Source organism: Xanthomonas sp. NCPPB 3582 (assembly GCF_041475735.2).
Lineage (GTDB): Bacteria > Pseudomonadota > Gammaproteobacteria > Xanthomonadales > Xanthomonadaceae > Xanthomonas > Xanthomonas codiaei.
In genome coordinates this window covers 2,587,783-2,605,042 of the sequence record NZ_CM192968.1, presented here as the reverse complement: position 1 = coordinate 2,605,042, position 17,260 = coordinate 2,587,783, and the positions used below count along the sequence as shown (strand labels likewise).

The window sequence follows — 17,260 nt, the reverse complement described above, 5'->3', positions numbered from 1 at the left end:
AGCCGGCAGCGCCACATGCACGTATCGTCCTGCTCATCACACGCAAGCTGGCAGCATCGGATCCACGTTTTGCCATGCCATACGAGTCCGCCATGCACGCAACCGCTTTCCCGACCCGCTTGCGGGCCATCCATCCGTTCCACGCCGCCATCCTCGGCGGTGTGTGGCCCTTGTTCCTGGGCACGCTACTCTGCGATTACGCCTACTGGAGCTCTTACCAGATCCAGTGGAGCAACTTCGCGTCGTGGTTGCTGGTCGGTGCGATGGTGATGACCACCGTTGCGCTGCTGGCCGCGGTCATCGGGCTGGCTCGCGGTAGCCGCAATCTGGTCTATCTGCTGGCGCTGGTCGCCACCTGGGTGGTGGGCTTGTTCGATGCCCTGCATCACGCACGCGACGCATGGGCCATCATGCCGGCAGCGCTGGTGATGTCGGGCATTGCGACGCTGTTCGCGATGGTGGCCGCCTGGTCGGGGCTGTCCGGTCTGCGCCTGGGAGGTGCACGATGAACCGCCAATCCCGAGTGCTTGCGGTCTCCCTCCTCGCCGCCGCGCTGGCTGGCTGCGGTCAGGCGCCCGAGTTGAACCAGCATGGCGCGACGCCCAACCTGCCGGCACCCGATCGTGGCGTGCTGCCGGACATGACGATCGCCGAGCCCACTGCGTGGGGCAACAGCACCCCGACCGTGCCGTCCGGATATCGCATCACCGCCATCGCGCGCGATCTGGCCATTCCGCGACAGACCCTGGTGCTGCCGAACGGCGACATCCTGGTGGCCGAAGGCCGCGGCGGTTCGGCGCCCAAGCTCAAGCCCAAGGACATCATTGCCGGCCCGATCAAGGCCAAGGGCACCACCCAGGTCAAGAGCGGCAATCGCCTGACCTTGCTGCGTGACGCCGACGGTGACGGCACCTATGAACTGAAGACCGTCTTCGCCGACAAGCTCAACGCACCGTACGGGCTCGCGCTGATCGGCAATGCGCTCTACGTCGCCAACCAGGATGCGCTGGTGCGCTTCGATTACACCGTCGGCCAGACCAAGGCCAGCGGCGCGCCGAGCAAGCTGACCGACCTGCCGTCGGCCATCAATCACCATTGGACCAAGGCGCTTACCGCCAGTGCAGACGGCCGCTATCTGTATGTGGCGATCGGCTCCAACAGCAACATCACCGAACGCGGCATGGATGTGGAAATCGATCGTGCACAGGTCTGGCAGGTCGATGCGGCCACCGGTGCGCACAAGCCCTATGCCACCGGCCTGCGCAATCCGACCGCGCTGGCCATCCAGCCCGGCAGCGGCGCGCTGTGGGCGGTAGTCAACGAACGCGACGAGATTGGCCCGAACCTGGTGCCCGACTATCTGACCTCGGTTCGCGAAGGCGGCTTCTACGGCTAGCCCTACAGCTACTGGGGCAAGCATGTGGATACGCGGGTCATGCCGCAGGACCCGCAAAAGGTGGCCTCGGCCATCGAACCGGACTACGCCTTGGGCTCGCATGTGGCAGCACTGGGCGTGGCGTTCTCCGCGCCGGTGATGGGCGCGAAATTCGCAGACGGCGTCTTCGTCGGCGAGCACGGCAGCTGGAACCGCAGCCCGCCCGTGGGCTACAAGGTGGTGTTCGTGCCGTTCCGCGACGGCCGGCCGGCAGGCGACCCCATCGACTTCGTGTCCGGCTTCCACGGCGAGGATGGCAAGACGCGCGGCCGCCCGGTTGGCGTCACGGTCGATCCGCGCGGCGCGCTGATCGTGGCCGATGACCTGGCCAACATCGTCTGGCGTGTGACTCCCGACGTTGCGCCGGCATCGCCGCCGCAGGCGATGCGCTGAGGCGGTGCGAGCGATCGCGACCCGGGCTGTCACTGCGTTCGCGCCGTGACAGCTTCGCGGCGCGAGCTCCCCGCGCTTGACCCTGTCTGCGCGACTGAAGCGCTCCGGCAGGCGCGCCAAGTGCGTAACAGGTGTCGTACCGTGGCATCGAGATCGCACAGTTACCAGCACTGCGCGCCTGCCAGGCCGCTGACAGCGGCATCAAACATCCCGCGCCGTTGATGGCTGCAGCCTGCTTCCATGCAGATTCACCGGCGTGGCATGCGCTGCGCCGGCCAAGCGCAGCACCAGCGTCTTACCGGCTCACAGCGCCGGCATTGAGCGGAGGAATGCGTCCGGCCCACGGTTGCGCGCGTTCCAGTTGCGCGGCCAGCGCCAGCAATGTGCTTTCCTCGCCGAAACGCGCGGCAAAGTGCGCCCCGATCGGCAACCCGGCCGGGCTCCAGTACAACGGCACCGACATCGCCGGCTGACCGCTTGCGTTGAACAACGCGGTGAATGGCGAATAGCTGTGGAAGTCCTCGATCAGTCGCGGCAGCGGGAGGGTGTCGTCGAACGCGTCCAGCGTTCCCAGCAGCGGCGGTACGCGGGTGAGGGTCGGGGTCAGGATCAGGTCGTAGTCCTGCAGCAAGGTCGCCAATCGCCGCCCGAGGGCGTGGATCGCGGCCACCGCGGCGGCATAGCGCGCACCGCTGACCTGGCCTTTTTCGCGCAGGATCACCCGGGTGCGTGGCTCCAGCTCGGCGTCGTTCACCGGCGCGCCACGCAGACGGCCCAGCATGTCCAGATAGCAGCGCGTGCTGGGGCCGATGATGTCGAACAGCTGGTCCAGCAGCACCGGAAGGTCCACCGGCAGGCGCGCCGCTTCGACGTGATGGCCAAGGCGGCTACACAGCCCGGCCGAATGACGGACCGCGGCCAGCGCGTCTGCGCCGCTGGGCCAGGGCGCCAGGTGTTCCACCAGCGCGATGCGCAACGGAGCGGGGTCGCGTTCGATCGCGGCCATGAACGGGGATGCCTGGGCTGGTGCGGCGTAGGGCGCCCCCAGGTCGGCACCGGCGGTGGCGTCCAGCAGCGCCGCGCTGTCGCGGACCGAACGGGTGATGGCGTGTGCGATGCCCATGCCGGCCCAGCCTTCGCCGATCAATGGCCCGGAGGGCATGCGGCCGCGGCTGGGCTTGAGTCCGAAGACGCCGCAACACGAGGCAGGCACCCGCAGCGATCCGCCACCATCGTTGCCATGCGCAAACGGCACCGCGCGTGCGGCCACCAGCGCGGCCGCACCGCCGCTGGAGCCGCCGGCACTGCGGGCGATGTCCCATGGATTGGCGGTGGCACCGAAGCGGGTGGATTCGGTGGTGTAGGACGTACCGAACTCCGGTGAGGTGCTGGTGCCCAGGAACACGCAGCCGGCCGCCCGCAGCCGCTCCACCACCGCGCAGTCCAGATCGGCGCGCGCATCGCCCTGCGCCAGCGAGCCATTGCCCATGCGCGCCCCACGCAGGGGCGAGAACAGGTCCTTGATCAGCGTCGGCACGCCGGCCAGCGCCCCCTGCCGGGTGGTGGGCAGGCGCGCGGTGGCACGCGCTTGGTCATAGAGCGTCTCGGCCACCGCGTTCAACGATGCCACCCGTTGCAGCCGCACGATCGTGGCCTCGGCCAGCTCCAGCGGCTGGATCTCGCGGTTTCTTACCAAGGCAGCCAGGCCGACTCCATCGTGGCTGTCCAACAACGCATCGATATCCTGCATCACGCCATTACCTCGCTTGCGAATCGGTGGAAAGAGCAGGCGCCCGGCGCAGCAACGCCCGCGCCGCCCACAGCATGGCGACCGCCAACGCGGCGCCGGCGGCGATCCGGATTGCGCCATGCAGATCGCCACCTGCCGGCAGCAAGGCGGTGATCAGCAACGGGCTGGCGAACTGGCCCAGGTACAGGCTGGAGGTAAAGCCGCCCATGCCGCGGCCGCGCACGCGCAACGGCAGCGCGTTCATCACCGGGGTCATCGCATTGGGCACCAGCAGCCCGGCGCCGAATCCGTGCACGCTCACCGCCAGCAACACCTGTGGGTAGGTCTGCGCGCCGACCAGCAGCCACAGGCCCAGCGCCAGCAAGGCCAGCAGCAGCGCGTTGGTCGCAGGCATGCCGATCCAGCGACGCAGCAGCGGCCAGGCCAGCGAGCCCCCCAGCGTCGCCAGCAGTCCAAGGCCGGCAGACATGCCGATCATGGTGCTCGAGGTGATCCCCAGCCCGACCAGCAGCACCGGCGTCTGCACCGGCACGACGAAGCTGAGCGCCATGCCGAAGAACACCAGCAGATAGCCCACCACCAGTGCGGAGCCGCCGACCTTGCCTTCCGATGCCGCCGCGTGCGGCGTCGCCTGCGTCGCGGTCGGTTCCCACAGCACCTTCAGCATTGCCGGCACCAGCAGCAAGGGCAGCAGGTACAGATAGAATGGCGTGCGCCAGGAATGCTCGCCCAGCGCACCGCCGACCACGAAGAACAGCGAGCCGATCAGCGCAATGCACACCACCTGCAGATTGACGTAGCGCAGGCGGCGTTCGCCCTGCCAGTAGTCGGCAATCAGCGTGGTGCAGCACGTCATCACCGCCGCTTCGGCACACCCGAACAGCAGGCGTGCACCCACGATGCTGGTCAGGTCCTGCAGAAATGCCGGCAGGACGCCGAGCACGGCGTAGGCGAGCGTGGCCAGCACCAGCAGGCCCTTGCGACCGAACAGGTCGGCCAGCCCACCGGCGGCCGGTGCGAACAGCGCGATGGCCAGTGCCGGCCCGGTGACCACCAGCGGCACCAGCAGCCCGGCCTGAGGATCGATGGGCCCGAACTGGGCGCCGAGTTTGGGCAGCACGGGCGCGATCATCACCGCGCCCATGATGGTCAGGCTGCTGCCGAGCAGCAGCACCGCGCCCTGCGCGCGCCCTGCCTGACGGGTCGAGTCGCTGGCTTGGTTCATGGCATCCCCCTTGGATGTGTTCATTGGCGCCGCTCAGAAGGTGCGCGCAAAGCGCAACGCCACGTTGTAGCCCTCGGCACGATTGCGCGCGCCGAACTCCCTGTAGACATGCAGCCAGAGCGGCATCTTGCCCGGCTCGAAGAAGCTCACTGCCGGACCCAGCGCGACCACGCGCGCGCGATTGCCGATGTCCTGGCCATTGCGCTGGTCATCGGTAATCTGCCGGTAGTAGTAACCGCCCAGGCCTGCTGTCCATGCGCCCAGGTGTTGCCCGATGGCGAATTCGTGGCGGTATTCCACGCCGCTGCGATAGTCGGTGTCGGGATTGCGCGCGTTGATATCGAACTGGAACGAGGAAGACAGCTCCAGGCCGCCCTGGCTGATCCAGCTGACGTTGAGCAACGGCGAATACGTCCAGCGATTGAGGCCCGGTGAGATCAGCCGGCTGGCGTCATAGTCGCCGGTCGGAGCCTGGACCTGGAACTGGAAATTGATCCCCAGGTTGGGCGAGGGCGTCCACTGCAGGATCACCGGCGTCACCTGCACATCGGCTAGCCGGAATACCTTGGCCTGATCGCGGAACACGGTCACGCCGTTGACATTGACCGCCAGCGCCGCATCCATGCGGAAGAACGGCACCACCGTGCTGAAGCCGTAGCGTGCGCCGAGGAACTGCGCGTCGGTCATGCGGATATAGGCCAGCCCCAGCGACAGCACATCCAGCGAAAAATCGTTGGGGCTACGACGGCCCGCGCCGTCGTTCAGGCGATCGGTCGAGTAATACGCGGCGCGAGCGCCGAAGGTGCCGACCGGTGTACTGGGCGGCATGAAACCGCCGCCGAAATCGTACAGCCCCATCGGGGTGGACGGCGCGCCGTTCTCGGTGGCCTGGGCGGCGAATGCGCTACAGATGAGCAGACTTGCAGACAGCGAACAGATGGGACGACAGCGTTGCTGGGACATCGGTGGTTCCTCGCCTGTCGGAGTTACAACTCCAACCTAAGCGGAACGCTCGCCTGCCCGTTATCCAGAATCGGCAATGTCGTGCTGTGTTGTTGCGGCCGCGGGCCGGCCTTCGTCCTATCCCGCCAAGGCGCCCAGCGCCTGGCGGCGGGTCTCCGACGGACTCTGCCCGAACAACTGGCGGTATTCCCCGGCAAACCGGCTCGGATGCCAGAATCCCCAGGCGGCAGCGATGTCCTGCACCGAGCGGCCCGGGCCCTCGCTGGTCAGCGAACGCCGTACCTGGTTCAAGCGCAGGGTGCGCAGATAGGCCACCGGATTGGTGCCCAGGCTTTCCTGAAAACAGTACTGCAGCTTGCGTCGGCTGGCACCGACGTGCCCACACAATTCCAGCACCGTGGGCGCGCGCTCGGCGTTTGCCAGCGCGTAATCGCGTGCGCGATCGACCAGGCGCTTTCTCGCGCTGGGGCGCAGCGGTGCGGCCTCGCTGGTGTCGAGCATGTCCAGCAGCAGTTGCAGCAGCCCGTCACGGGTGCCGCGACGCACCACGGTATGCGTGCGCATCGCGCTGGTCAGCGTGTGCGAATCGAACAGGTCCTGGCTGACGCATTGCACCTCATGCAGGCTTCGCGGGGGCATGCGGTACAGCGTGCGGGTACGCGAGGGCTGGTCGCAGCGCTGACGCTCCAGCAGCCAGTCCACCAGGCGCTGGTCGACCGCGAACGACAGCAATTCCACCTGCGCAGGAGTGTGCAGCTCGGGCAGGCGATGGCCAGGCGTCACCAGCAGGCAGGGCTCCTGATGGCGATGGCCCTCGCAATACATCTCCAGGTCGATCCCGCCCAGCGGCAGGCTGAACACCAGCGCGCCCGGCCAGGCCTCGCCGCATTTGAGCATGGCCTGGTTGGCACGGTCGCGCACCACCTGGATGCCGTCCAGCTGCAACTCGTCCAGCTGGCCGGTGAAGTGCCCGCCACTGGTTTGGTCGTAGCGGACCTGCCAACGCGGCAGGGCAAGAGCGTGCGCCTCCACCGCAGCGGTGCTGCAGTGCCGGACCACGAATGCGGGAACGGAACTGGCTGACATGGCAGGTCCCGAAGCTGGAAGGAAGTGCGAGGGCGACAGCAATGCGACGCGGGGCGCGATGGCGCCGCCTTCGGCAGGCGCACTGTTGCACGAATCCGGGATGGCGCGCATCCCGGCCCCGGGGCAGTCTGCGACAGCGTCATCCCGTGCATGCTACGACACGCTGGTCGTGCGCAGCGACGCTGCAGTGCAGCGCGGTTATCTTGCGGTGTCGCGGATCCTGCGATTCATCGGCCGGATCCGCGCAGTACTCGACGCAGTAGGCTGGCGGGTATGCTCAGACGACAGCGAAGTAGTGCTTGATGAAGCCCGCATCGCTGACGATGTCCCACAGCATCGGCGTGCCTTTTTCGACGAACCAGCTGTCGCCGCTCTTCAGGTGATGCGTGATGCCGGTGGATTCGTCCGTCATCAGCACTTCGCCCAGGACCACGGTGGCCTGCTCGCTGAAGGGGTAGGTCATGCGAAACCTGCCCTTGGTGGTGCCGAAATAGGCGGCACTGACCGGGTCGGTCGGCGCGCCATGGGTCATGCGACCGTAGGCCTTGAGCTCGTCGCCTAGCATCTGCGCGCCAAGGTCGGTCACCTTGCCCCAGTCGTCCAGGTCGTCCAGGCTCAGTGCGTGCTTGATCGGAGTAAAGGTCATGCGGGGTGGCTCCTTTGGGTGTGCTCAGGTGGAACGGCGGTACGAGGCGAACGCAGGGCAGGGCTCAACGCCGCCCTTGCCGATAGCCCGAGCCCTGGTGCATCAGCTTGCCCAGGCTCACCAGCAGTTCGCGGAACTGATCCTTGCCGGCAATGGCGGCGTGGCTGATCGAACTGATCAGGCGGTAGCGCTCCGATCCGCCCAGGATGCCCTCGGCCAGCACCTTGCAGATGATCTGGCTGGGGGTGACGCCGAAGCCGGAATAGCCCTGCACGTAGAAGGCATTCGGGCGATCGGGCAACGTGCCGATTTGCGGGAACAGATTCTTGGAACAGGCCAGCGGCCCGCCCCAGGCCAGGTCGATGGCGACATCCTTGAGGTAGGGAAAGATCTTCAGCATCAGGCGGCGATTCCACTGTTTGAGATCGCCGGGGATGTATTCGAGCAGCGGCGTGGACGAACCGAACATCAGCCGGTTGTCGTTGGTGACGCGGTAGTAATCGATCACCGGGCGGATATCGCTGAACGCACCGCGGATGGGGCTGATGCGCTCGATCAGGTCGCGGCTCAGCGGCTCGGTCACCGAGTTGTAGGCGTATACGTTGATGGTGCGGGCATGCAGTTCCGGCACCATGCGGTTGTTGAAGCCGTCGATCGCCCACACCAGTTTGCGCGCGCGTACGCGACCGTTGGCCGTGCGTACCGTGATCCGGTTGCCGTAGCTCACCTCCAGCGCCGGGCTGTGCTCGAAGATGCGCGCCCCGTATGTCTCGCTCAGCGCCTTGGCTTCGCCCAGCAGCAGGTTGAGCGAATGCACATGGCCCCCGCCCATATGCAGCAGGCCAGCATGGTAGGCATCGCTGCCGACGATTTGCTGGACCTCCGAACGTGGCAGGTAGCGGATCTCGTGCGGCGATCCCAGCGACTTGAATTCCGTTTCCCAGGCACGCAGCGTGCGGGCCTGGCGGGCATTGAAGGCCATGTAGCCGTAGCCGCTGCGAAAGTCGGCATCGATGCCGTAGCGCGCGATGCGCTCGCGCATGATCTGCGGCCCCAGGTCGCTCAGGGCGAATAGGGCCTGCACGCCGTCCTTGCCGACGTCGCGGGCGAGCGCATCCAGATCGTGGCCGATCCCGGCCATCACCTGGCCGCCGTTGCGCCCGGTCCCGCCGTAGCCCAGGTGACGCCCCTCCAGCACCACGGTATCGGTGATCCCGTGCTCGGCCAGTTCCAGCGCGGTGTTGATCCCCGAAAAGCCTCCACCGACGATGACGACCTCCGCATCGATCTCGTCTTCCAGCGAGGGAAAGCTCAACGCGTATTTGCGGGTAGCGGTGTAGTACGTCGGGGTTTCGGTATTGATCATGGGGCAGCAAGCATCCTGCGCGGCGGTCGCAGACACTGTAGACAGGCCTGTGACCGCAACGCTTGTCGTTGCCTGCCAGCGCACTTGACTGTCTGTGCCAGCGCTGCCGGCGCTGCCGGCGCAAGCGGGCAGGCCGGAGACGCGCCTGCGCTCCGGGCGTTGCCGAGGGTCGGCAGGGAATCATTACGTACAGGGCCAAAAGCTGCCTAAGCGACTGAATTTCCAGGTTGATTGCTCGTCTCTCGGGCAGGTTCTACCCATCTATGGGGTCTGTTCAAGCACCTTGGCTGTGTAGCTCAGCGGCGCCACTTCCCTTTCAAGATCCAGGTGGTAATCGCCGAAGCGATTGATGTGGCTGGTCCGATAAGGCGACAGGCCGGCCAGGATCTCGGGCGTCAGTTCAATCCCCTCCTTCCTCATCTCGGCCAAGGTCCGGCTCATGCCTTCCACGTTGTGGAGGATGATCATGTTGGCCACCAGCTGGCTGTACTTGATGATCTTGCGCTGCTCGTGTTGGACGTTCTCAGCAATGATCCCCTGGCTGCCAAAGAACACCCATTTCACGAAGCCGTTGTATTCCTCGCTCTTGTTGGTGGCAGCATGGATCGTTTTGCGGATCTCATTGTCATCAATGTAGCGCAGCAAGAACAGCGTTCGAACGGCCTTGCCAAGTTCCCGGAAGGCGAAGTACAGCTTGTTCTTCCGGCTGTAGGTGCCCAGCCGGCGCAGGATCGAGGACGCGGTGATCTTGCCCAATCGGATTGAGATCACCACCCGCAGCATGTCGTGGAGATGGGTGGCGATCAGTTGCCAGTCGATGCTGTCCCCGAACAGTGCCTGGATGTTCTTATAAGCCCTACCCGGTTCGGGCCGAAAGAATGTCAGGTCCTTGATGTTCCGGATCCGGGGCATCAGCTGGATGCCCAGCATGTGGGCCAGGCCGAAGACCGGGTAGCTTTGGGCCTGCGTGTCGCCATGGACGATCTCAGGCTGGATGTCGGAAGTGTTGGCCAACAGACCGTCGAGGATGTAGATGCCCTCGTGCACGCCACAGGGAATGAAGTGGCTGAAGAGCGCCACGTATTTATCGGACACATGGTAGTAGCCGATGCCACCGTAGCCGCCGTAGCGGATGTGATACTCCGACAGCAGGTTGTCCTCGTACACGCTCCACTTCGTGCCATCAGCTGATGCGCTCTTGCCGCTGCCCCAATAGCCAGGCAGGTCGAATTTGTTGTAGGTATTGATGACCTCCACGATGGCCTTCTCAAGCACATCCTCGGTCACGTATTTCAGGTTGAGCCAAGCGACTTGGCGCCGGCTGAAGCCCTTGATCGACCGCGCCGTCTGCGTCGGCCCCAGGTTGCAGCCATAGCAAAATAGCGTGGTGATCACACGTCGGGGCAGATCTTCGACCTGGCTCTCGGTGCCGGCGATCGGGCGGAAGAAACGGTGCAGATCCAGCCATTGGCTGGCATCGATCAGGACATCGACGATGCTGGATTCTGGAAGCCGTTCGGCGATGAGGCGATCCACCGTGGTAATCGCGCTGGAGACTTCGGCGCGTTGCCCCTTCCGCAGCACCAGGCGCCCATCCAGGATGTCCGCATGTACGTTCTCCGGGAAACGCGCGTCGACCTCATCGGCCAGGGAGGTCAATTGTGCGCGCAATCCCGCCACGAAAGACTCGGCGTCGGTGGGCAGGCCTGAGACCTGGCCATAGGCTTCCAGTTCTTGGGCAAAGGTGGCTTCATCGACCAACTGCTCACGGTAGTCATCAAACCGTTCGCTGCTGGGAATGAAGAGATCTCCGGACTTAAGTTCGTCCTTGACCTGCACCAGCACGGCCAGCTCGAAGTACTTACGGTGCATCCAGCCGGCGCCGGCTGCACTGGCCCGCTTGCCGAACACGTGCTGACGCCAGAGCTTGGACATCCAGTCAAAGTCCTTTTCCGGGTCCAAACCGAGGGAGGCGACCTCGATCAGCTCACGGCGCTGGTTGCGCAGCGAGAGCACCGCTGCGATCAGCGGCTCCATGCCGGCATCGTGGCTGGTCGCCCGAAGTTTCATCAGCTCCAGCCCATTGAACAGCAGCGGCCTGACCGCGCCATAGGGCTGCAGCATGAATGGCAGGTAGTTCTTCCCGGCGTAGGCCATATGTTCTTCGCATTCGGCCAGCAAGGTCGACACTTCCGCTTCCAGGCTGTTGTCGATGGCATCCACGCGCTGACTATCGCTGCCGTCGAGCTGATAGGCCTGCAGGATCTCCTTGAGCTGGCCGATGAGGAAGTCGGCCCGCTTGGCATGTTCGAGCTGGTAGGCCAGCAGCTTCTGCTGGGCCGTGTTCTCCAGCCCGCGCACCTGCTTGATGAACAACTCGGCTGCATCATCGAGTGTTTTGGCATGCTGGGCGCGAATGAAGATGGTGGCCAGCGCATAGCGCTTGTCCGGAGCCAGTTCGGCCAGCTCGCTGGCGTCATAGGCCCGAGCCATTGCACGGAACTGCTTGAGCTTGGGCACCGGCACATCAATGGGAGGCAGCTGGTCGGCCAACTGCTGCAGCATGCGGATGTGCTGCAGGTAGAACCGAACTTCCTTGTTGGTGGGCCGGCCGGGCTCGCGCTTGAGTGATTGCCAGCCGGTGAACCTGGACCCTTCCGGTGCGCGCAGCAGTTCGTCGATGAGCGTGCGCGTGGCGGGCGTCAGCGCGTGGCTGATACTGCGGTAGTAGCCCAGGTTGACCCGCTCGCGGGCACCGATGGCGGCCAGCTCCAGGGTGCGGAAGCCGGGCAGTTCGTAGCGATGGTGCACCAGCTCTTCGAGCAGGACGTTCACGATGTCCGGGATGGTGTGCTTGGTCTGGGCTGCTCCGGTGGCCACGGTGTCCAGCCAAGCCAAGCCCGATTTATCCAGGGGACGTACCCCGATGAATTGCCGAAGCTGCGGCATATGCCGGCGCTGGCTGCCGGAAGCGTCGTAGCGTTCGAGCTGGTCGGTGTCCAATACGCGCCCGAGTCGGGCGGCCTTGGCGATGTGCTTCCTGATCCGCTCGGGTACGTCGGCCAACACCGTGAAGTAGCCCAAGCGTTGGAAGAGCTTGAGATGAATCAGTACCGCCAGCTGCGGACCCGGCTGGGTGGTCAGCTGCTTGGCGAATGCAATCTCAGCGGCGGTCGGGGTATAGATCTCCTCCAGTTCCTTGGCGGTGGGATCAGGCTTCAGTCGCGGGTAGGCGGTCTCGTGAAGGGTAGCCATTGGATCCGAAGGTTATGAGGGGATCAATCCCAATGCCGGCCGTCGTCTGTATTGAGAGACGCTTCCAGGAAACACTGGTGCGTATCGGCCATGCGGTGCATGTCATCGAGCAACGTGGCCAGGATTTCATCCAGATCCCGATCGGGATCGGTGGGAACAGCTAACCGGTACTCGCTGCTGGCGGTGTTCAGACGCACAGCCTGGAACGGAGCCAAGCAGATATCTTCAATCCGGCCCCGGGCCTTGGCCGCGCCGCGGCCCGCGCGGGCAAACGGGGTCAGCACCATGCGCAGACGGAGCTGCAGCGCAGATTTACTCTCGGGTGCCGGCAGTGCCATCGCCGGTACCGGCGCGGTTGGACTGGGTAGGCTCGCTTCAATGCGGTCCCGGGCAAACGGGTCACGCCCATTCAGGTAGCGCATGGCCGACTGCACATCGCGCCAGCCCACGTACTCCATCAAGGCCTTCATGTCCCAGCCCTGGTCGTTGGCCCAGCTGGCAAAGCCGCGGCGCAGCGAATGGCTGCTGTGGAGCCCCGCATCCGCAAAGCCCGCACTGGCCAGCAGCTCGCGCAGCAGGCGCACCAGGCTGTTGGGATGGAGACCTTCGGCGCTTACCTGGCCCCATTGGTTGACTGCACGAAACACCGGCCCTTCTTGCAGGTCAGCCGCCTGCAGCCAGGTTTGGGTCGCCTCCACCGGACATAAACGCGACAGCGCCGGCACCTTGTAGGTGACGCCGGCTGCCTGCCGATCACCCTTGCTGCGTGGCAGGAAGCAGGTCATCCCCTGTCCCGGCACCAGCGTGAGATGGGCCACGTCCAGGCGCAGCAGTTCATCGCCACGGAAGCCCCGCCAGAACCCGAGCAGCACCAGCGCTCGGTCGCGTTGATGGCGCAGCACCGCGGCTCCGTCGCCCCGGGCATGTGCCGCAGCGATCGCCGCGGCCAGCCAGTCATCGAGCTCGACCAGCCGCCGAATCTGGAGCGGCGCGGCCTGCTTGACCTGGGCCGGGTGCAGGGTCTGGATGCCTTTGAGGACCTTGCGCACCAGCGGCGACCGGGTGGGATCGACAAATCCGTGGTCACGGTGCCAAGAGGCGATGGCCGCCAGGCGTTGGCGGAGGGTGCTGGCCGCCAAGGTCTGCGCATAAGCGGCCAGGTACCGGGCCACGCTGTCAGGTGTCGCTGGGAGGTGGCCTTGCCATTCAACCTCGAAGTGCCGCAGCGCCGACGCATAGCTGCGCACCGTGTTCTGGCGCGTGGCCGCATCGAGGTAGCGGTCCAGTTCGGTCACTGGCGCGTGGCCTCCACGGAGGTCGGCTGGCGCAGGGTCGACAGGATGGTGCATTCGGCCCGCTGGCCGCCATGGCAACTGGCAATCACCCGTTCCAGCTCGCTGGCCATGCGCTGCAGGTCGGCCATGCGGGCGCGCACGTCGGCCAGATGGCTGCGGGCCAACCGGTCCACGTCCCCACACGAAAGCTCCTCATCGCCGGCCAGGTGCAGCAGGCTGCGGACCTCCTCTAGGCTGAAGCCCAGGTCCCGGCCACGCGCAATGAAGCGCAGCCGCTCGATGTCGGCCGGACCATAGACCCGGTAGCCGTTGCCCGTGCGCCCCGGGCGCGGCAGCAGCCCGATTCGCTCGTAATAGCGAATCGTCTCCAAGTGGCATCCGCTGGCGTCGGCAGCCTGACTGATTTTCATTCGTAGTACGCTTGACTCCGTAGTAGCTACGGACTTTACGCTGAACCCGTATCCGCCGCCACTCCGGCCGCGGCGCTGCATGTGACGACCATGCCACTGCCCATCGCCTTGATTCGCTCCTGCCTGATTGCCTTGCTGATCGGCTGGGTTCTGCCCGCTTCTGCTCAGGGGGAGCCTGCCGCAGCAGACCTGCGCCAAACCTGGCAGATGCTCGATTACATCGCGGTCGACTACCCCGGCGCGGTCCAGGCCGGCCGCGTAATTGCCCCCAACGAATACGCCGAAATGAGCGAGTTTGCCGGCGCCGTGCGCAGTCAGCTGGCAGCATTGCCCGGTGGCCAGAACCAGCAGGAGCTGACGGCCCAGGCCGACCGCCTGGTCCAGGCGGTGGCAGAGAAGGCCGACCCGGCGCAAGTGGCAACGTTGGCGCGCGGGCTCGGCACGACGCTGTTGGCCCGCTACCCGATCGGCGCTGTTCCGGCGAGCCCGCCGAAGACCTCCCAGGCCGCGTCCATCTACAGCCAGCAGTGCGCGGCCTGTCACGGCCCCACAGGTCACGGTGATGGCCCCGCCGCGCAAGCGTTAAGTCCGCCGCCGATCGCGTTCACCGATGCCACTCGCGCCGCGCAGCGAACGCCGCTGTCGTTGTACGAGGTCATTTCCCAGGGTGTGCCGGGTACCAGCATGGTCAGCTTCTCTGGGCTGTCAGAAAGTGATCGCTGGGCGTTGGCATTCTATGTGGGCAGCTTGGGGTACTCCTCGCAAGCCAAGGCTCAAGGTGAGGCGTTATGGCGCACCAGTGCCGAGGCCCATACGCACATTCCCTCGCTCGAAGCGCTGACACGCACGCGAGAGGCCGATCTTGCCACCACGATGCCCGCCGATCAGGCAAACGCGATCATCGCCTACCTGCGTTCGCAGCCACAGGCAGTAAACGAAGCGGTACCAGGAGCCGATCGCTTTGCGGTGGCGCGGCAGCGACTGGCCGCCAGCCAGCGCGCTTACGCTGCTGAGGACCTGGCCCAAGCCAAAAAGCTTGCGCTCTCGTCCTATCTTGATGGTGTAGAGCCACTTGAGCCGACGCTGGCCACGCGCAATCCGTCATTGCTGCGAGAGATCGAAACGGCCATGGCAGGCTACCGCGCGCAGCTGGATCAGCACGCACCGGCGGCTGACGTGGCCGTGCAGGCGGCCCAAATTGCCCAGATGTTTGATCGGGCGGACGTGGCGCTGCAGGACACCCGAATAGAGGCCAGTACCGCGTTTCTGGGCAGCTTTACCATCCTGGTGCGCGAAGGACTGGAGGCGCTTCTGATCGTGATTGGCATCGTGGCGTTCTTGCGTAAAGCCGAGCGGTCTGATGTGTTGCCGTATGTGCATGCGGGCTGGATCTGCGCGTTGTTGGCGGGCGCAGCTACCTGGGCAGTGGCCACGTACTTTGTTGATATCAGCGGTGCGAACCGGGAAGTCACTGAGGGTGTCTCGGCCTTGTTCGCCGCCGCTGTCCTGCTCAGCGTAGGTATCTGGATGCACCAAAAGAGCCTTGCAGGACGGTGGCAGGAGTACCTGCATGCCAAGTTGACAACCGCACTGACACGGCGTTCGGCCATTTTTCTGTTCATGCTGGCCTTTGTCGCGGTGTACCGCGAGGTGTTTGAGACGATCTTGTTCTACATCGCGATGTGGAGCGATCAGGCGTCCACCGCCATCCTCGCAGGCTTGGTGGCGGGAATCGCGGTGTTGGCCGCGGTGGCGTACTGGATGCTGCGCATGAGCAGACGACTGCCGATTGGCCGGTTCTTTTCGATCAGCTCGATTCTCATCGCGGTAATGGCGGTCATCCTGATCGGCAAAGGCGTGGCCGCGTTGCAGGAAGCGGGCTGGATCGCCCAGACAGCGCTCGCGGTGCCGCGCATCGAATGGATCGGCCTGTATCCGACCTGGCAGTCGCTGCTGGCGCAGGTATTGGTAGGCACTGCCGCCATCGTGGGGTTCCTCGACAATGCCCGTTCCGGTGTGCGTAGACAGACAGGCGCAAACAAGCAATGACACAACACAGCACAGGACCAGGACATGAGTGATTGCGGGTGCCACCACGAAGCCAAGAACAAGGAGGAGCGGCGCATCCTCTGGACCGCCTTGGCGCTGAATGCAACGATGGCCGTGATCGGCGGCATTGCCGGCTGGATTGCCCATTCCACCGGGCTGCTGGCCGACGCCCTGGACATGCTGTCCGACGCCACTGCCTATGCCATTGGCCTGGTCGCCATCGGGCGCCCGGCGCGCTTCAAGGCCAACGCCGCGTGGGTCAGTGGCAGCGTGCTGCTGGTGCTGGGCGTAGGCGTGCTGGTCGAAGTCGGCCGCCGGGTCGTGTACGGCGCCGAGCCGGTCAGCGGATGGATGATTGGCACCGCCCTGCTATCGCTGGTGGTCAACGTGACGGTGCTCCGTATGCTCGCCCCATTGAAGTCCGGCGAAGTGCATCTGCGGGCGACCTGGCTGTTCACCCGCGCCGATGTGGTCGCCAATGTTGGCGTGATCCTGGCCGGCCTGCTGGTGTGGTGGCTGGCCAGCCCGTACCCAGATTTCGTGATCGGCGCCCTGATCGGCCTATACGTGATCAAGGAAGCCTTCGAAATCTTGGGCGACGCGCGCCGGGCTCGAGCCGACGCGCGCAACTTACCCGCGTGACAGCACTTGGCCGGCTAAGCAATGCCTACGCGGGCTACAGGTGGCACACCTGACGGTGGACCTCAACATGTCTCGCCAACCCTTGGGACTTGAGGGCAAGCTGCGTCACGCACCTTTGGAAACAGAGAGCGTCACTCGGCCTTGTCAGTACCGGCAAATACCACGTCCGCAGCTGCCCAATATCGGCTGAGCCGGGGTCCGCTGGGCGATCGCATCTGTTAAAGCCTGGAAAGCACGCGTCAGCTACTGCTGGGGTGTCCGCGCTCAGTGCGTGGACGTTGACGTATTGGAGTAATCAGGGGCTCAAACGAAATTGTCTAACGCTCAGAGCTTTGAGTACTATCCTACAAATGTCTATTGTCGCATCACGACTCCGCCGCTACCTGCGCCTTCCGGCGCTGGTGTTGCTGCTGCTCGCGGTGCAGATAAACCCGATCTTCGCTGCCATAGGTGACACGCACGAAGCTGCGCGAGGCCTAGCTGAGCACCTGCACGATCGTGACGAGCAGGTTCTCACTCAGGATGCAGCTCATGACGAAGATGGTCAGGGCGGCGACTTCTTTCACGCTCTAATGCACGCCTCTCACTGCTGTGGCCATCTAAGTGCAATTCCATCTGCATTTGCATTAAGTCTTCCACTGGCAGTGGCGGCCAGCGCGCCTGAGTCCGGACAGTGGCAAGCACGTTCGGTGCGCATTCGTTTCGATATCCGTCCTCCGATCGGTCTGTAATGGTCTATCGCTCT

The 17,260-nt window shown here is 65.0% G+C and carries 13 protein-coding genes and 1 pseudogene; 5 read left to right on the top strand and 9 right to left on the bottom strand.

Features of this window, described 5'->3' with window-relative positions; all coding sequences use genetic code 11:
- The first annotated feature begins 92 nt into the window (after positions 1 to 92).
- Together ACCQ05_RS11050 and ACCQ05_RS11045 are read left to right on the top strand one after the other, a co-directional pair.
- On the top strand, positions 93 to 509 hold the full coding sequence (locus tag ACCQ05_RS11050; protein ID WP_372390266.1) for a hypothetical protein: 417 nt from the start codon (positions 93 to 95) through the stop codon (positions 507 to 509).
- Positions 506 to 1,828: pseudogene (locus tag ACCQ05_RS11045) on the top strand (PQQ-dependent sugar dehydrogenase). The gene ACCQ05_RS11050 and the pseudogene ACCQ05_RS11045 overlap by 4 nt, the downstream one beginning before the upstream one ends.
- A gap of 295 nt (positions 1,829 to 2,123) precedes the next feature.
- Here the strand turns inward: ACCQ05_RS11045 and ACCQ05_RS11040 are convergent.
- From ACCQ05_RS11040 to ACCQ05_RS11000, 9 genes are all read right to left on the bottom strand, one after another.
- Entirely contained in the window at positions 2,124 to 3,578 is a 1,455-nt protein-coding gene (locus tag ACCQ05_RS11040) for an amidase (RefSeq protein WP_372394040.1), read from the bottom strand.
- A gap of 7 nt (positions 3,579 to 3,585) precedes the next feature.
- Positions 3,586 to 4,803, bottom strand: a complete 1,218-nt coding sequence (locus tag ACCQ05_RS11035) for an MFS transporter (protein ID WP_372390263.1) — start codon at positions 4,801 to 4,803, stop codon at positions 3,586 to 3,588.
- A gap of 33 nt (positions 4,804 to 4,836) precedes the next feature.
- Positions 4,837 to 5,766, bottom strand: coding sequence for a SphA family protein (locus ACCQ05_RS11030; RefSeq protein ID WP_372390261.1), 930 nt, complete (start codon positions 5,764 to 5,766; stop codon positions 4,837 to 4,839).
- Between the two features lie 117 nt (positions 5,767 to 5,883).
- A complete protein-coding gene (locus ACCQ05_RS11025) occupies positions 5,884 to 6,852 on the bottom strand; it encodes a helix-turn-helix domain-containing protein (RefSeq protein WP_372390259.1) in 969 nt (322 codons plus the stop codon).
- 277 nt (positions 6,853 to 7,129) lie between these two features.
- Entirely contained in the window at positions 7,130 to 7,498 is a 369-nt protein-coding gene (locus ACCQ05_RS11020; RefSeq protein WP_228964805.1) for a cupin domain-containing protein, read from the bottom strand.
- 64 nt (positions 7,499 to 7,562) lie between these two features.
- Positions 7,563 to 8,864 carry an NAD(P)/FAD-dependent oxidoreductase gene (locus ACCQ05_RS11015; RefSeq protein ID WP_372390257.1) on the bottom strand — a complete coding sequence of 434 codons (1,302 nt, stop codon included), beginning with the start codon at positions 8,862 to 8,864 and terminating at the stop codon, positions 7,563 to 7,565.
- 261 nt (positions 8,865 to 9,125) lie between these two features.
- Complete coding sequence (locus ACCQ05_RS11010) at positions 9,126 to 12,119, bottom strand: Tn3 family transposase (protein ID WP_064539842.1); 2,994 nt, start codon at positions 12,117 to 12,119, stop codon at positions 9,126 to 9,128.
- A gap of 23 nt (positions 12,120 to 12,142) precedes the next feature.
- Entirely contained in the window at positions 12,143 to 13,414 is a 1,272-nt protein-coding gene (locus tag ACCQ05_RS11005; protein ID WP_372390255.1) for a site-specific integrase, read from the bottom strand.
- Complete coding sequence (locus ACCQ05_RS11000; protein WP_372390253.1) at positions 13,411 to 13,824, bottom strand: MerR family transcriptional regulator; 414 nt, start codon at positions 13,822 to 13,824, stop codon at positions 13,411 to 13,413. The genes ACCQ05_RS11005 and ACCQ05_RS11000 overlap by 4 nt, the downstream gene beginning before the upstream one ends.
- 90 nt (positions 13,825 to 13,914) lie before the next feature.
- Between ACCQ05_RS11000 and ACCQ05_RS10995 the strand changes: the two genes are divergently transcribed.
- From ACCQ05_RS10995 to ACCQ05_RS10985, 3 genes are all read left to right on the top strand, one after another.
- Complete coding sequence (locus ACCQ05_RS10995; protein WP_372390251.1) at positions 13,915 to 15,873, top strand: FTR1 family protein; 1,959 nt, start codon at positions 13,915 to 13,917, stop codon at positions 15,871 to 15,873.
- A gap of 24 nt (positions 15,874 to 15,897) precedes the next feature.
- On the top strand, positions 15,898 to 16,515 hold the full coding sequence (locus ACCQ05_RS10990; RefSeq protein ID WP_224096879.1) for a cation efflux transmembrane domain-containing protein: 618 nt from the start codon (positions 15,898 to 15,900) through the stop codon (positions 16,513 to 16,515).
- A 350-nt stretch (positions 16,516 to 16,865) separates the two neighbouring features.
- Positions 16,866 to 17,246: a hypothetical protein gene (locus ACCQ05_RS10985; protein WP_152412167.1), complete on the top strand. Its 381-nt coding sequence runs from the start codon at positions 16,866 to 16,868 to the stop codon at positions 17,244 to 17,246.
- Positions 17,247 to 17,260 lie beyond the last annotated feature (14 nt).

Excerpts from the sequence above, each read along its gene's own strand:
- ACCQ05_RS11025 (WP_372390259.1), bottom strand. The coding sequence starts at position 6,852 with ATGTCAGCCAGTTCCGTTCCCGCATTCGTGGTCCGGCACTGCAGCACC.
- ACCQ05_RS11010 (WP_064539842.1), bottom strand. The coding sequence starts at position 12,119 with ATGGCTACCCTTCACGAGACCGCCTACCCGCGACTGAAGCCTGATCCC.
- ACCQ05_RS10990 (WP_224096879.1), top strand. The coding sequence starts at position 15,898 with ATGAGTGATTGCGGGTGCCACCACGAAGCCAAGAACAAGGAGGAGCGG.
- ACCQ05_RS11050 (WP_372390266.1), top strand. The coding sequence starts at position 93 with ATGCACGCAACCGCTTTCCCGACCCGCTTGCGGGCCATCCATCCGTTC.
- ACCQ05_RS11020 (WP_228964805.1), bottom strand. The coding sequence starts at position 7,498 with ATGACCTTTACTCCGATCAAGCACGCACTGAGCCTGGACGACCTGGAC.
- ACCQ05_RS11040 (WP_372394040.1), bottom strand. The coding sequence starts at position 3,578 with ATGCAGGATATCGATGCGTTGTTGGACAGCCACGATGGAGTCGGCCTG.
- ACCQ05_RS10995 (WP_372390251.1), top strand. The coding sequence starts at position 13,915 with ATGCCACTGCCCATCGCCTTGATTCGCTCCTGCCTGATTGCCTTGCTG.
- ACCQ05_RS11000 (WP_372390253.1), bottom strand. The coding sequence starts at position 13,824 with ATGAAAATCAGTCAGGCTGCCGACGCCAGCGGATGCCACTTGGAGACG.
- ACCQ05_RS11015 (WP_372390257.1), bottom strand. The coding sequence starts at position 8,864 with ATGATCAATACCGAAACCCCGACGTACTACACCGCTACCCGCAAATAC.
- ACCQ05_RS11035 (WP_372390263.1), bottom strand. The coding sequence starts at position 4,803 with ATGAACCAAGCCAGCGACTCGACCCGTCAGGCAGGGCGCGCGCAGGGC.
- ACCQ05_RS11030 (WP_372390261.1), bottom strand. The coding sequence starts at position 5,766 with ATGTCCCAGCAACGCTGTCGTCCCATCTGTTCGCTGTCTGCAAGTCTG.
- ACCQ05_RS10985 (WP_152412167.1), top strand. The coding sequence starts at position 16,866 with ATGTCTATTGTCGCATCACGACTCCGCCGCTACCTGCGCCTTCCGGCG.